This window comes from Streptomyces sp. NPDC002671 (assembly GCF_053592475.1).
In genome coordinates this window covers 1-14078 of sequence record NZ_JBSFVU010000080.1, presented here as the reverse complement: position 1 = coordinate 14078, position 14078 = coordinate 1, and the positions used below count along the sequence as shown (strand labels likewise).

Genomic DNA, 14078 nt, shown 5'->3' with positions numbered 1-14078 from the left:
GGCCCGCGGCGAGCGCGGCCAGTGCGTCCGGCCGCCGGTCCCGGCCGAACCCCGCGACCCGCGGGCCTCGGGTCTCGAAGCCGGTGATCAGCGCGTGCGGGAGGTAGTCGGTGCGAACGGCCGGGGGCCAGCCCAGTGTCCGGTACGCGAGAGCGGCGAGGGCGATAGGGATGAGCGGGAGGAGGGTGCTTGGGGAGGCTGCGGGGCCGTGCAGGGTGGTGTGCCTGGTCAGGAGGTCGGCCAGCGCGGCGTCGAAGGCTTCCCGGTCCTCGGCGGTCAGGGCGCGCAGCGTGCGCAGCGCCGCGCTGTCCGGCTGGTCCAGGAGCGGCTCGCCGGTCTCCTGGGCGCGGGTTCGGATGCGGTCCAGGGCCGCGTCGATGGCGGTGAGTTTGGCCTGGGCGCTCGGCGGGTACTCCTCGTCGTTGCCGGTGTCGTCCAGGACCACGGCCGTCAATCCGGTGGCGAGCTCGCCGATGGGCGTTCCCTGTGCGTTCTCGGCGAACTTCTGCCGGGCGAAGTGGAAGGCCTCGCCGTGCCGCTTGGCTTTGTCCCTGAGGACCGTCAGGCAAAGCGCATCGATCCATTCCCCGGGCGTGACGCTCTCCTCGGGGGCATCTTCACCCGGGTCGTAGCTCATGCCGAAGTTCACGTACTCCAGGAAGACCTGGAAGCTGCAGTGCGGGTGGTAGGCGGCGTAGGCGACGGCGCCGGCCGCTGCTTCGGATGCGTCTTTGAGGGCGGCCTTGGCCTCCGGGGTGTCGAGGTCGGGTGTCGCGACGGAGAGGGCGCCCAGGTAGTCGAGGAACTCGTCTGCGATCGACTGCCATTCGTAGGTGGCCATCCGGCCGGCTCTCGACATGGACCGCACCTGGCCCCCGATGCGGTTCGTGAAGTCCTCGCGTGCTGCCGACACGACGGCCCCGCCCACCTGGTGACGCTCTATTCGCACTGTCCTGCTCCTTGATCGATCTCTGCGACGGCCAGCCTAGGTGCGGGATCTGACAGGCCAGCGGCTGCTGTGACCGGGGCCCTGGCCGGGCCACGTCGCGGGGTTTCGTGGCAGGTGCGTCAGCGGCGGTGCATGCCGTGCCGCCCCTGGGAGCCACGGCCGGGTGCGGCAGCGTTCGATCAGGCGACGGCGACCTTCGATGGACAGTGGCGCATTGCGGTGAACCATCCGTGTCAGCTGGCGTCGGGGCGCATCGCGGCCGCGGTGTCCGTGGCGACGGTGAGCGGGTCTGTGAGCGGTCGGCCGAGTAGTTGGGCGAGGTCGGGGCTGGTGGTGCTGAGGAACCCGTGGCGGACGCTGGTCGCGATCGAGGCGAGCATCGACGGCTGGAACGGCAGTAGCGTGTCGTCAGCGAGGAGTTGGGCCCGGTACTCCCCGAGCCCAATGGTCCGGTGCGCGACTCCGAGGGATTCGGCGATGCCGACGGCGGTGATCGGTTCGCCGACCAGGTCATAGGTCTTGCTGGCGTGCGCGGTCGGATTGCTGGCCACGACGGCTGCGGCCGCGGCCAGGTCCGCCCGCACCACAGCGGCGAGCGCTCCGTCGCCGAACGCCGATTCCACGCCGTCAGCGGTCCAGGTCAGGAGCGCCCCGAAGAGTTCGGCGTAGAGCCCGTTGCGCAGGACCGTCCACCCAAGTCCACTGGACTTGATCAGTTGCTCGGTGGCCCGATGGGCGAGGGCGAAGCCAAGGTGGTCACCGTCGCCAGCCAGGCTGGTATACACCACGTGGCTCACGCCATTGCGCACCGCAGCGTCCAGAGCTGCCTGGTGCCGGGTGATGACTCGGTCGTCCTCGGCGTACCCCGCCGAGACGAGGACCAGCGTAGAAACGCCGGTGAGGTCGAGGCTCGTGGGGTCGTCGAAGTCGAGTCGCCGCTGCCCTTCTGCGGGCGATCGAGTGCCGCTCAGGGCGGGCACGTGGCGCTCAGCCAACTCCTGGAGCGTGAGAGAGGCGAGCTGCCCGTTCGCGCCGGTCACCATGATCATTGTGGTTCTGTCTCCTACCGTGGTTCTCTTCAGTAACTACGGTGAGATCTTCAACCGGCCCAGGTCGACCCACAAGGAGGCAGTTTCGTGTCAGTGACGCACACCGAGGTAACCGCTGAACCCGCTGAACTCGAACCCTGCGGACAGCAGGACCACCCCGACTGCGGGATCCGCGACGTCCTCGACCGGGTCGGTGACAAGTGGTCGGTCCTCGTCATCGTCGAGCTCGCCAACGGCCCGCGGCGCTTCCGGCAACTTCAGCGCGCCATCGATGGGATCTCCCAGCGCATGCTGACCCTTACGGTGCGCCGGCTGGAGCGAGACGGCCTGGTCCTTCGGACCGTGTATCCGACCGTGCCGGCCCAGGTCGACTACCGGCTCTCCGAGACGGGCGCGAGCCTGACACACCTCGTCAAGGCACTTGCCGACTGGTCACTCGAACACCGGGCCCACATCGCCCGCGCTCGTGAGACCTACGACAGCGAGCACCCCGACAACGAGATCCGCTGATCAGCGAAACGTCATCAACCTCCTGACCGCAACACCTGTTGCGGGTCAGAACGTTGGTGACGTGAGTTGTTGGCAGATCAGCTGGTGAGCAAGTTGTGCCGTCGCGAGCAGGTCCTCGCGAGCCGTGGCGACGTTGGACCGCACTGACAATCCGTGCCAGACGGATTGGACGAACCCGGTCAGGACCGCTGCGTTGGTGCCCGCGGCTAGTTCCCCGTCCTGGATCGCTCGTTCGATGCGCACGAGGAGGGCCTGCTCGTTCGAGCTGTGCAGTTCGGCGATGTAGGCGCTGGTATCGAGCGTGCTCGTGCTGTCGGTCATCACGGCGCTGCTGATGAGACATCCGGGATGCGTGTCGCTTGGCTGGGTGAACTCGTGGACCGAGTCGGTGAGGATGCGTTCGATGACCGTCTGGATGTCCTTCTCGGCGACAGCCTGCTGGTAGATCTCGCGGTAACGCTCGGCGTAGGTCCGCACCGCTTCCTCGAACAGTCCGGCCTTGCTGCCGAAGGCGGCGTAGAGGCTGGAGGTGGAAAGCCCGAGGGCCGCGGTCAGGGTGCGGGTCGAAGTGCCGGAGTAGCCGCGTCGCCAGAAGAGGCGAGCGGCGTCAAGGACCGCACGGTCGCGGTCGAAGGCTCGTGGTCGTCCACGGTTGCGTTCGGTCACGCTTGCATTGTAGATCGTTCGCTCCATAATAGATTTATGGAGCGAACGATTCAGAAGAAGCTGTCGGTCGGCGGGGACAGCTGGGTCACGGTCGATGTGTACGGCGAGCCGGATGCCCCGAGCCTCGTCGTCGTTCCGGGCGTGATGAGTGATGCGCATACGTGGCGCCGTGTTGCGGGCACCATCGACGCCTGGCCCTCAGTGGTAGTCGTAAACCGTCGGGGACGTGCTTCCTCGGGGCCGTTGACCAACTCGTACTCACTGCAGACAGAGGTTGAGGACCTCGGCGTGGTCCTTGACGAGTTCGACAGCACGAGGGCTCTCTTCGGCTGGAGCTACGGCGGCTTGATCACCTTGCTGGCCGCCAACGATCACCCGATTCCCCAGGTGATCGCCTACGAGCCGGTGATGCAGCCATTCGGACGCCATGCACTGCCGGACCTGAAGATGGCAGAGGAGACTGCAGACTGGGATCGCTGCGTCGAGATCGTCAATCGGCAGATCTCCGGCTTCTCCGCTGCGCATGTCGAGGATCTTCGGGCCGATCATTACGGTTGGGCGATCCTGCGTCGCTTGAGTGGACCGCTGTACGCCGAACTCGGCGCGCTCAACGCGGCGCCGCCCCCGGATGTGATGGCGCGACAGGCAGATCAAGTCGACCTGATCATCGGCCAGTGCAACCGCGGAACAGCCCCCTACGGAACGTCGTTCGACAACGTGCGGCAGCACGTCGCTCACGCCGGAGTCCACGAACTCCCCGGCCAGGGCCACCTGGCCCACATTCAGGCGCCGGTAGAGCTTGGCCACCTGCTCAACAACCTCGCCGCCATCTGATGGGCACCCATGCCAACGCACCTCTCTCCATTGAGGGCCGCAGGCGACTCGTCGAGCGATGCGTATCACGTCCGATCGCCCACGTTGCTGCGGAGATGGGCATCTCCAGGGCATGCGCGTCCAAGTGGGTCAACCGGTACCGTCGTCATGGTGAGCTCGGCCTGCACGACCGGTCCTCCACACCCCACCGCCAACCCACAGCCACACCGGGCGAGGTAGTGGAGCGGATCGAGCAGATGCGCCGAAACCACAAGTGGTCCGCAGGACGCATCGCCTTCGAACTCAGCCAAATAGGGCACGCCGTGAGCCGTCGCACCGTCACCCGGCACCTCGCCCATCTCGGTCTGAGCAGGCGACGATTCATCGACCCCGACGGCCACACCACGCGGAAACCACGCACAATCACCCCTCGCCGGCCGGGACACATGGTGCACATCGACGTGAAGAAGGTCGGACGGATACCTGACGGCGGCGGATGGCGAGCCCACGGCCGAGACAGCGACCACTCCCGGGCAGTCAGCCGCAACAAGAAGAAAACCGGCCGTGGAGGGTACGTGTACCTGCACTCCGCGATCGACGGGCACACCCGCCTCGCCTACACCGAGCCCTTGCCGGATGAGAAAGCCTCAACGGCGATCGCGTTCCTGCACCGAGCCAGGGCGTGGTTTGCCGTACACGGCATCACCCGCATCGAACGGCTCGTCACCGACAATGGTGCCTGCTGCCGGGCCGACGCGTTCACCCGCGCCCTACTCGGCTCACGGCACCAACGGATCCGACCGTACACGCCCCGGCACAACGGGAAAGTGGAACGGTACAACCGGATTCTGGCAGAAGAGTTCCTGTACGCGCGCACCTGGACCTCCGAAACACAGCGAGCCCAGGCGCTGGCGGTTTGGAACATCCACTACAACCACCACCGGCCCCACACCGCTCTCGGTGGTCGACCGCCCGCAGCAACACTCGGGCAGACCGTCACCAACGTCCTGGCCTCATACACCTAGGCGCTCCACGGCAACGAACACGGCACACTGTTGCTTGGCCGCCCTGTACGCGGCGACGAAGGCCTCCTCGCCCGTCGCGTCCGGGATCAGGTCGGCGGGGCACGGTGTCGGCAGAGGCTGCATGGGACGCATCGTTTCAGGACCAGCGGGCCGCGGTGACGCCGACACGGAGTGCGTTCGGCCTTGGCACGGGGGTACAGCGGAGTTGTTCACCCCGGACCGGGAGATCCTCGAGCTGGTCAGGCTGCCTGCGCGACGTAGTACGGGGTGACGTCGCGGCGTTCGGCGGGACGGTTCGTGCGACGGGTGAGCCGTCGAGTCATGAGGGTGATGGCGGCCCACGTGATGAGGGATTCACTCATCTCGGGCAGACGTTCGTGGTCGCGGCAGTGCCGTCGGGCCCTCATGATCCACGACCAGGATCGCTCAACTGCCCAGCGGCGCGGAAGGACGACAAAGCCCTTGGCCTCGGGTGGGCGGCGCACGGTCTTGATGGTGATGTCGAGGTGAGCAATGCTCAATACCTAATAGCAGTGCACGGCGCCGGGTGACTCCTACTCAATACCCGGAGCTCTGACTCCTTTCCACAGGCAGAGGGCCCCGTCGCCGTGCACTCGGGCAGTACCGCCCCCGCCTCATCGAGGGCCTCGTCGCCAAGACCGGCCTCGGCCTCCAACCGCCGTAACTCCAGCAATTAGAGATCTCTTGCAGAGACTGAGTGATCGAGAAAAGCGAGGCCTGCCGTGCCGTGAGTGGATTCATGACTCATTCTCGAAGATCCCGCGGGGTAGGCCCCTGATGACTTCAGCCACTGCAGTAAGGGCCTGCCGGGCTTCGGCCGTGGTGGCAGCTGGTTGGCCAGTCATGTCTTCCAGGTTTCGATTGCTCTGAACCACCCCTGTCAGGAATCCGACCAAAGCATGACGTTGGCGCATAGTCCGGCAGTCGTCGAGGAGGGCGGCCACTCCGTCAAGGGATGAGTCGACCGAGACGAGTGTTGCCCAGGACTCGGGGACGACGAGATCGGCACGATGGGCCAGCAGTTGCCGTGCTGCTCGATCCACCGCGACGAAGTGCTGGTCCGGTGTCTGCTTCTGATGTTCGAACAGTTGCTCGGCTGCTGTCAGTAGGCGGGCAACCTCCTTCGCCGAGTGCCCATCCGCGTGGATCGCTCCCCCGTCAGGCAGTTCGAGAATGAAGCCCTTGTGCCGGTGTCGTTCAGCGACCCCTCGGACGGCAGCGCGAAGGGTGAGCCATATTCCTGGCCCGGCAGTGACCGCGATGATTGCATATTCTGGGAGGCTTCGGGCGCTATGCCCTACATCCTGCCGCAAAGGCTCCGCGCCAGCTTTGTGCAACTCCTCTTCGAGGGCTCCTTGGCCGGTTCCCGACGGGAGCCGAAGGTAAATCCTCTGGGGCTCGTCATTACGAGTTGGGAGAAAGTAGAAACCGTCAGCCTCCATGGTGATCTCTACCCATATGATACTGGACTCTTTTCGCGCAGCCACAGAAGCAAGTTAGCGGAGCCACGTTGCACGCCGCTACGTCGCGGGCTGAGCGTCTACGCTTGATCGCGGCGGGCGCGGGGGTGCATTGACGGAGAGCATGGTGAGCCGGTGTGACGTACGCGACCTGATCATCGACACGTTCAGCTGAGTCAAATACCGCCAGGACATGGCGGATCCCCGCAGGCCCGGCAGGATGCTTTGCCGGACCGCCCCCAGGTGGGCACGGGACGGGGATCTGCGGCGCTTGGCTGCCCACGAGATCGCTGCCGCGTACGACCACAACCAGGCCGGCCAGTTGCACGCCGTCACCCGCGCAACGAGTCGGCACTGGACCGGCGGGAGCTCGGCGACGCCGCGAAGCTGATCGACGCCGGGGGCTCGGCTACCTGCTCGGTGCCGGGCAGACCACTACCGTGCCGGGCGCCGAGCGCGTTGACGCGCTGGCCGTCGACGATTCCGAGTATCCGGAGGAGTCGAAGGTTGCCGCACGTCTCCAGAAGAATCTGAGCGCGTGGGCTGAGCGGGAGCTGCTGCCGATGGGGGATGCAGCAGGCCGAGCGGGTAGCCGTGCGCTGCGGCGACACCGTCTGCACGCTCGATCAGATCCGCGGCCGCCAACCGGATCCGCTCACGCCGAACCCGTTCCTCAGCCGTCAGGCCGCCGCCATAGGGTTACTGAGGTTTTCAGGGTGGGGTCGGTGGGTCGATAGCCAGGCCGGTGGCGGTGAGGCAGCCGTCGGTCAGGTGGGGTCGGAGTTGGATCCGTGGAGTCGGCGGTGATTGTACCAGTCGATCCACTAACGGTTCACATCGACTCCCTGTTCGGCGAGCCGGGCAAGAACGTCATCGACTGGGACCTGATCGAGTCCCAGTTCCGGCACCTGATGAAGGTCGCGGTCTCCGTACGCGAGGGCGCCATCTCCTCCTCAACCCTGCTGAAGCGACTGCGGTCGGGCTCGCACAAGAACTCCACCTACACCGCGTTCCGCGAGGTCGGCCGCGTGATCCGCACAGTGCAGCTGCTTCGCTACCTCTCGGACGCGCCACTGCGTCGCCGGGTGACCGCGGCGACGAACAAGGTCGAGTCGTTCAACCGGTTCTCCCAATGGGTCGGCTTCGGCAACCAGGGCGTCCTCGCCGACAACGACCCCATCGAGCAGGAGAAGGCGATGAAGTTCAACGCCCTGCTCACCAACGCCGTCATCTTCCACAACGCCCTGGACATCGCAGAGATCATCCGCCAGCTCCTGGAGGAGGGATGGGAGATCGACCCGGAGGACCTGGCCCACATCTCGCCGTACCTGACCGAACACATCAAACGGTTCGGCGAGTACTCCACCCACGAACTCGGCATCCAGTCCGAGGCGTACGACCCCAAGCTCGACGTCGACTTCACCCAGCTCCGCGACCAGGACCTGACCGCCGCCGGACTCGGCCAGGCAGCCTGAACCAGCAGGGGGCTCGCTCTTGGTGGCGTCCCTTCAGCGGCGCGGGACGCTGACGACGCGTTCCCTGCCCAGGATCGGGGCGTCCTCGCATCCTTCGGGGGTGACGAGGTAGGGGCCGACCCACTTGCGGGAGTAGCCCGTCGGGTCGTCGTGGTCGGGGTAGGTGCGGCCGTACGAACCGTTTGTGGAATTGTCCAGGCGCGGTATCACCACGTCGTGCTCCACACGTAGCCGATGCCCCAGACCACCAATACGGCGACGATCGTCGTCCCAGCGATCAGCCAGGCGTGCCTGCGGCGGGGGCGTCCAGGTGCGAAAGACCTTGGCTCTGCGGCTGAGAAGCCCGCCAGGAGGGCGGAGAGGGCCGCCGTGACGGCGGTCACGGGCAGGACGCCCTGGAGGATGGCGCCGATCGTATTGCCCGTATTCAGCAAGGGCATGGCCTGCACCGCTTGGAGCGCCAGGCCGATGCCGCCTGTGGCGACCAGCCAACGTCCGGCGGTGTTCCGCGCGAGCAGCCGCACGACGCCGATGGCGTAGACGACCGCCAGGGCGCCGAAGAGCGTCATCTGCACCGTCCGCGAGCCGCTGGTCATGTTTGTCGCGACGGGGATAGCCGAAGCCGTGAGAAGGCACGCCAACGCCGTCCCGGCGGTCGCTGTTGTGGCCGCGGAACGTCGCGGAGGGAGTCCGGGAATCGTACCCGGGCCGTCGGATGGCGGCACGGACTCGGGTGTGGCGTGGTCGAGTTGTCGCAGCGCCCGGGCGAGGTCGACGGCGTTCGGATACCGCTTGTCGGGGTCTTTGCGCAGCAGGGCCAGCAGGAGGTCGTCCCAGACGGGCGGGATGCCGGTGGAGACCGAACTGGGTTTGGGCGGTTCCTGGGTGAGGTGAGCCGAGAGGTATCCCATGGTGTCGGGGCCCTCGAACGGCAGTCGGCCCGTGATCAGCTCGAAGAGGAGGCAGCCCAGGGCGTACAGGTCGCTGCGCGGTTCCGGGAAGCCACGTGCTTGTTCGGGCGCCATGTAGGGGGGTGTGCCCACGATGAAGCCAGTCCGGGTGAGGCGGTCCGTGGTCGCATAGGGGTCGGCCGCCCTCGCGATACCGAAGTCGAGGACCTTCACGACACCGGAGGAAGTGATGAGGATGTTGGAGGGCTTGATGTCGCGGTGCAGGATTCCGGCGCCGTGGGCGTCGGCGAGTGCGTCACATATCTGTGCGGCCCAACCGGCTGCGTCCGGCAGGCCGACGGCGCCCCCGCGCAGGACCTCGTCCAGGCCCTCGCCTCGGACCAGTTCCATCACCAGGAACGGGGCCCTGTCGTCCTCGGGACCGGTCTCGCCGAGGTCGTGGACGGTCACGATGTTGGGATGCTGCAAGCGGGCGGTGATTTCTGCCTCGCGCCGGAACCTGGCGCGCGCCTCGTCACCGCGACTTCCGCCACCGGCGAGCAGGGAGATCACCTTGACAGCAACGGGGCGGCCCAGCCTCTCGTCTCGCGCTTCCCACACCTGCCCCATACCGCCCTTGCCGAGCTCCCGCACCAACCGGTAACGGCCCCCGAGCAACTGGTCTCGCGCCACCAGGCATCCCCTCCTCTTTCCGACATGCGCGTCCTTCCCGCCGGCGAACCGGCACGACAGGGATCGCGACGCGACCGCGAAGGCGACAACCCGAACACCCCGAAACTGCCGAGCCGCAGGGGTGTTCGCCGGGACGGCCACCCGAATCCGGATCAGTTTTCCATCCCGGGCGCATCCTCCGCCACGGAACAGGGGCCTGCCTGTTGGGGTTTCAGCGGCGTAACCCGACTTCCAGTCTCTGGTGAATGATGTCGGCAAACGAACGAATGACGACAGGCGCCGCGCGCGTCCACGGGTCGCCGTAGTAACTGCCGCTAAAACAACGGATATCGCTGAGCTGGGACGATGCCGCTCGGAGTGCAGCGTCGGCCGGGTCGCTCGTACCGGCGGAGACCTCACCGGGCGCCGGGCGTCCCCGTAGCCGCTGACGGCAGGGCCAGCAGCTTGCATTGCGGCGTGTCTTGAGGAGTGGCCGGGTCGTTCACCATGTAATGCGGTAAGCCGTCGATACGACAGAGGCTGCCGTGTGCGACTGCTTGTGGTGGGGGTTCTCGGTGGCGACCCGTGTGTTCGCGGATGACGAGTTGGCGCGGCTGCGCGGTTTTCCGGAGATCAACAAGGAAGAGCTGATCCGGTTCCTCACGCTGACGCTGGCGGATGTGGGGTTCATCGATCCGGGCCGCGGCCGTAGTCCGAAGGACCGGCTGGGGCTGGCGGTCCAGCTGTGCACCCTGCCGTGGCTCGGGTTCTTCCCCGACGACGTGGCCTCGGCGCCCCCGGCGGCGGTGGCACGGCTGTCCGAGCACTTGCAGATCCCCGTGGGCGAACTGCGGTTCTACGGCGAGCGGAAGCAGACCCGCACCGGGCACCTGCGCGAGGTGACCCGATACCTGAACTGGAAGCCGGCGAAGACCCTGGAGCTGAAGGAACTGGACGAGTTCCTGCTCGCCCGCGCGATGGAACACGACTCCCCCTCCCTACTGTTCCGCCTGGCCTGCGAACACCTGGCGTCCTCGCGGGTGGTGCGGCCTGGGGTGGTGAAGCTGCTGGAGCGTGTGGCCAAGGCGCGTGCGGAGGCCGGGCAGGAGACCTACCAGCGGGTGCGGCATCTGCTGACGCCGAAGCTGATGGGTGAGCTCGACGGGCTGCTGGCCGTGGACTCCTCGATCGGGACGACGCGGTTGAACTGGCTGTCCAAGGGCGCGACCGGGGACTCGGCGAACGCGGTGAAGGCCGAGCTGGACAAGCTGGGCTTCCTGCGCGGCATGGACGCCCACACCCTGGACCTGACCGGCTTGCCCGCGGAGCGGCGCCGGTTCCTGGCAACGGTCGGGAGAAGGCTGACCGCGCAGTCGCTGGACCGGCGCGAGCCGCAGCGCCGTCACCCGATCCTCTTGACGGTGCTCTCGCAGTCGGCCGCCGATGTGGTGGACGAGGTCATCAGCCTGTTCGACCAGGCCGTCTCCGCGCGGGAGAGCCGGGCGCGGCACAAGATGCGCGACGAACTGGCCGCCCGCGCCGCGGCCGGGGAGGGACGGCAAGCCCTGCTGGATGAGATCCTGCCGGTCCTGGTCGACACCGGGATCGAGGACGAGATAGTCGGCGGATTGCTGCGCAACACCATCGGCATGGAGCGGCGGCGCGCCGCGCTCGCGCAGGCCACTGGCAGGCTTCCGCGCGACAACGGGCATCTGGCGATGCTCGATAACTCCTATTCCTACCTGCGGCAGTTCACCCCGGACGTGCTGAAGGCCATCGAGTTCACCGGCGGCACGGGCTCCGAGGCGCTCATGGAGGCCGTGGCGATCCTGAAGAAGCTGAACGCGGACGGAGCCCGGAAGGTCCCGGACGGTGCGCCGACGGACTTCGTGCCCGCCAAGTGGGCCGGCTACCTGGAGCAGGCCGTCCGGGACCGGGACGTCACGGCCTATCGGCACTTCTGGGAGCTGACGGTGCTGCTGGGCCTGCGCGACGGGCTTCGCAGCGGCGATGTGTATGTGCCGTCCTCGCGCCGGTACGCCGATCCGGCCTCGTATCTGTTCACGCCCGCGCAGTGGGAGGGGCAGCGGGAGCAGTTCTGCCAGCTGGTCGGCAAGCCCACCGACGCACGGGTCGCGCTGGACGCGTGCATGGAGGAGCTCGCGGCCGCGATGACAGATCTGGAGAAAGTGCTGGGCAACCGGAAGGCGGGTACCGGTGAGGTGCGGCTGTCGCCGGACGGCGAGCTGATCATCCCGCCGCTGTCGGCCGAGGACATCCCAGCCGAGGCTGCCGCGCTGAAGGACGAGCTGGTTGAGGTGCTGCCGCTGGCTCCGATCGCCTCGCTGCTGGTGGAACTGGACCGCCGCACCGGCTTTTTGGACTGCTTCACGCATGCCGGCGGCAAGCAGACCCGTTCCCCGGAGCTGAAGCGGAACCTGCTGGCGGTGCTGATCGCGAACGCGACGAATCTGGGCCTGGTGCGGATGGCGGAGGCGTGCGGGATCTCGTATGACATTCTGGCGTGGACTCAGGAGTGGTGCATCCGCGAGGAGACCCTTGCGGCGGCGAACACCGCGGTCGTCAACTACCACCATCGGCTTCCGCTGACCCAGGCGTTCGGCGGCGGCACGCTGTCCTCCTCGGACGGGCAGCGGTTCCCGGTCAAGGGCAAGTCGACGACCGCGCGGGCGATGAAGAAGTACTTCGCCGGCCAGGGCCTGTCCACGTATACGCACGTCTCGGACCAGCACACGACATTCGGCACGAAGGTCATCGTGGTGACCCGACGGGAGGCGCACTACGTGCTGGACGAGATCATGGGCAACAAGACCGACCTGCCGATCACGGAACACGCGACCGATACGCACGGCGTGACCCTGGTGAACTTCGCGTTGTTCGACCTGGTGGGCATGCAGCTCTCGCCGCGTATCCGGGACCTGGGGAAGATCACCTTGTACCGGATGGACCCGCAGCGGGACGTCAACAGCCTCTGGCCGGTGGCGGGCCCGCTGCTCACCCAGAAGATCAACATAGGGCTGATCGAGGAGAACTGGGACGACTTGCTCCGCCTGGCGGGGTCGATCAAGTTCGGGCACGCCACCGCCTCGCTGATCGTCGGCAAGCTGTCCGCCTCGTCCCGGCAGAACACCCTGGCCGCGGCGCTGAAGGAGTACGGGGCGCTTCGCCGCACCGTCTACGCCGCCAGGTACCTGGCGGATGAGACCTACCGCAGGAAGATCGCCCGGCAGCTCAACAAGGGCGAGTCCCTGCACTCCCTGCGCCGCAGCCTGCTGTACGCGCACGAGGGCGCGATCCGCCACCGCCACCTGGCCGCTCAGACCGAGCAAGCGTGGTGCCTGACGCTGCTGACCAACTCGGTGGTGACCTGGACGACGGAGTACTACGGCCTGGCCGTCGCCCAGATGCGCGCCGAGGGCCGAGCAGTCGACGACGAACTCCTCGCGCATATCTCCCCGGCCCACAGCGAGAACGTGAACTTCTTCGGCACGATCAACGTCGAGGTCGACACCGAGCTCGCCAAGCTCGACCCGGCCGGTTACCGCCCGCTGCGGCCTCGCCGCCCGGACCAGGCCTGAGACGCTCACTGATCAACTCCGTCCGAAGCGACCAATGTCCTCACGCAGCAACGGCAAACAGGCAGGCAGTTCCGAGGACCCCTCCGACACCGGTTGAGGATCGGCGCTCGTACCCGGCGTAACCCCCTACGAGGGCCGACGGCCCGCGTTGTCCTCGAACAGTTCTCGGGTGCGGCGCAGTAGTGCTTGCCGCACGTCGTCCGGGGACAGCACTCGTAGCGGGGTGCCCAGGCTGAGCAGGTATTTGGCGAGCCCCTCCGCGTCGGGACCGCCGATTTCGGCGATGGTGTCCTCGGAGCCGTCCGAGTGGTGGGTGCCGACTGTAGGCGGGACCAGCCGCAGCGCCTGGTCCAGGGGCAGCGGGAGGTGGACCGTCACGTAGAGCGGGTACGCGCTGCTGGCGATACCTCGCGAGGCAAGAAGCGCCGGGTCGGGCGGGTCAACGAGTTCCACCACTTGCCCCGTTGGCTGCGCTTGCGTCACCCGGTCGGCCCGGAACGTCCGCCACTCGTCCCGCGCCACATCCCGGGCGACGAAGTACCAGCGGCGCCCGGTGTGCACGAGGCGGTACGGGTCGACATTCCGGACGGTGGCTTTTCCTTCCCGGTCTCGATACGACAGGCGAGTGCGCTCACCACGACGGCACACGGTGGCCAGTTCCAGCAGCATGCCCGGCGCGATCTGCGGCCCGTCGGGCCTGGGTGTGTGTGCACGAACGCCGCGTCCAACTCGCCCAGCCGGTCCGCGATCCGCGGAGGCAGGCCCTGGCGCAGTTTCAGCAGCGCGGACAGCGCGGCCTGGTCGCTGCCGAGGACGCCGCTGAGCGCGGCCTCGCGCAGGGCGACGGCCACAGCGAGTGCCTCCTCGTCGTCGAGGATCAGCGGCGGCACCCGGGTGCCGCCGCCCAGACGGCAACCACCCCACGGCCCCGGCACCGACTCGACCCCGA

At 67.3% G+C, this 14078-nt stretch carries 11 protein-coding genes and 3 pseudogenes; 5 read left to right on the top strand and 9 right to left on the bottom strand.

Annotation, left to right across the window (positions count from 1 at the left end; genetic code table 11):
* Both ACWD35_RS42900 and ACWD35_RS42895 read right to left on the bottom strand, forming a co-directional pair.
* A partial coding sequence (locus tag ACWD35_RS42900; RefSeq protein WP_451356767.1) for an immunity 49 family protein occupies nucleotides 1–949 on the bottom strand: 949 nt, incomplete at its 3' end.
* Between the two features lie 233 nt (nucleotides 950–1182).
* Complete coding sequence (locus tag ACWD35_RS42895) at nucleotides 1183–1998, bottom strand: NAD(P)H-binding protein (RefSeq protein ID WP_451356766.1); 816 nt, start codon at nucleotides 1996–1998, stop codon at nucleotides 1183–1185.
* An 87-nt stretch (nucleotides 1999–2085) separates the two neighbouring features.
* Between ACWD35_RS42895 and ACWD35_RS42890 the strand changes: the two genes are divergently transcribed.
* Complete coding sequence (locus ACWD35_RS42890) at nucleotides 2086–2508, top strand: winged helix-turn-helix transcriptional regulator (protein WP_451356765.1); 423 nt, start codon at nucleotides 2086–2088, stop codon at nucleotides 2506–2508.
* A 45-nt stretch (nucleotides 2509–2553) separates the two neighbouring features.
* Here ACWD35_RS42890 and ACWD35_RS42885 read toward each other — a convergent pair whose 3' ends face one another.
* Nucleotides 2554–3174: a TetR/AcrR family transcriptional regulator gene (locus ACWD35_RS42885; protein ID WP_451356764.1), complete on the bottom strand. Its 621-nt coding sequence runs from the start codon at nucleotides 3172–3174 to the stop codon at nucleotides 2554–2556.
* 36 nt (nucleotides 3175–3210) lie between these two features.
* On the opposite strand from ACWD35_RS42885, the gene ACWD35_RS42880 reads away from it, so the two are divergent.
* The gene (locus tag ACWD35_RS42880; protein ID WP_451356763.1) at nucleotides 3211–4008 is read left to right on the top strand and encodes an alpha/beta fold hydrolase; all 798 of its coding nucleotides are present in this window, start codon (nucleotides 3211–3213) and stop codon (nucleotides 4006–4008) included.
* Nucleotides 4008–5012: an IS481 family transposase gene (locus ACWD35_RS42875; protein WP_451356762.1), complete on the top strand. Its 1005-nt coding sequence runs from the start codon at nucleotides 4008–4010 to the stop codon at nucleotides 5010–5012. The genes ACWD35_RS42880 and ACWD35_RS42875 overlap by 1 nt, the downstream gene beginning before the upstream one ends.
* A gap of 263 nt (nucleotides 5013–5275) precedes the next feature.
* Here ACWD35_RS42875 and ACWD35_RS42870 read toward each other — a convergent pair.
* The 3 genes and pseudogenes from ACWD35_RS42870 to ACWD35_RS42860 all read right to left on the bottom strand — a co-directional run.
* A pseudogene (locus ACWD35_RS42870) lies at nucleotides 5276–5521 on the bottom strand (transposase); the annotation flags it as partial.
* A gap of 249 nt (nucleotides 5522–5770) precedes the next feature.
* Nucleotides 5771–6520 carry a hypothetical protein gene (locus ACWD35_RS42865; RefSeq protein ID WP_451356761.1) on the bottom strand — a complete coding sequence of 250 codons (750 nt, stop codon included), beginning with the start codon at nucleotides 6518–6520 and terminating at the stop codon, nucleotides 5771–5773.
* A 594-nt stretch (nucleotides 6521–7114) separates the two neighbouring features.
* Nucleotides 7115–7177, bottom strand: a pseudogene (locus tag ACWD35_RS42860) (helix-turn-helix domain-containing protein); the annotation flags it as partial.
* A gap of 119 nt (nucleotides 7178–7296) precedes the next feature.
* On the opposite strand from ACWD35_RS42860, the gene ACWD35_RS42855 reads away from it, so the two are divergent.
* Nucleotides 7297–7968 carry a Tn3 family transposase gene (locus tag ACWD35_RS42855; protein WP_451356760.1) on the top strand — a complete coding sequence of 224 codons (672 nt, stop codon included), beginning with the start codon at nucleotides 7297–7299 and terminating at the stop codon, nucleotides 7966–7968.
* Between the two features lie 33 nt (nucleotides 7969–8001).
* Here ACWD35_RS42855 and ACWD35_RS42850 read toward each other — a convergent pair whose 3' ends face one another.
* Nucleotides 8002–8181, bottom strand: coding sequence for a hypothetical protein (locus ACWD35_RS42850; protein ID WP_451356759.1), 180 nt, complete (start codon nucleotides 8179–8181; stop codon nucleotides 8002–8004).
* Complete coding sequence (locus ACWD35_RS42845; RefSeq protein ID WP_451356758.1) at nucleotides 8175–9551, bottom strand: serine/threonine-protein kinase; 1377 nt, start codon at nucleotides 9549–9551, stop codon at nucleotides 8175–8177. Before ACWD35_RS42845 ends, ACWD35_RS42850 begins: the two co-directional genes overlap by 7 nt.
* A gap of 554 nt (nucleotides 9552–10105) precedes the next feature.
* Between ACWD35_RS42845 and ACWD35_RS42840 the strand changes: the two genes are divergently transcribed.
* Nucleotides 10106–13129: a Tn3 family transposase gene (locus ACWD35_RS42840; RefSeq protein ID WP_451356757.1), complete on the top strand. Its 3024-nt coding sequence runs from the start codon at nucleotides 10106–10108 to the stop codon at nucleotides 13127–13129.
* Between the two features lie 126 nt (nucleotides 13130–13255).
* Here the strand turns inward: ACWD35_RS42840 and ACWD35_RS42835 are convergent.
* Nucleotides 13256–14078, bottom strand: a pseudogene (locus ACWD35_RS42835) (helix-turn-helix transcriptional regulator); the annotation flags it as partial.